The following is a 246-nucleotide window of genomic DNA, read 5'->3' on the forward strand; positions in this document are numbered from 1 at the left end:
ACTTCGGAGGCCCGGCGTGGGACGAGGAGTCGTACCGGAAGCTGTATGACAAGGTGCGCGCCGAGATCGACGACACGACGGTCCGGACGGTGGGCCAGGTGCAGCAGGTCCTCGCCGCCTGGCAGGCCTGTGAGCGCCGACTGAAGGCCACCAGCAGCCCCACCCTGCTGGCAAACCTCATGGACGTACGGACGCAGCTGAACGCCCTGGTGAAGCCCGGCTTCGTCACGGCGACCGGCCTGCGCC

Annotated in this window: 1 protein-coding gene; it reads left to right on the top strand. The window is 69.1% G+C overall.

Annotated elements, in window-relative coordinates; genetic code table 11:
- The coding region (locus KVT44_RS56565; RefSeq protein ID WP_217577099.1) for a DUF3418 domain-containing protein at nt 1–246 on the top strand (246 nt) is incomplete at both ends.

Source organism: Streptomyces sp. GbtcB7, from assembly GCF_019091445.1.
Lineage (GTDB): Bacteria > Actinomycetota > Actinomycetes > Streptomycetales > Streptomycetaceae > Streptomyces > Streptomyces mirabilis.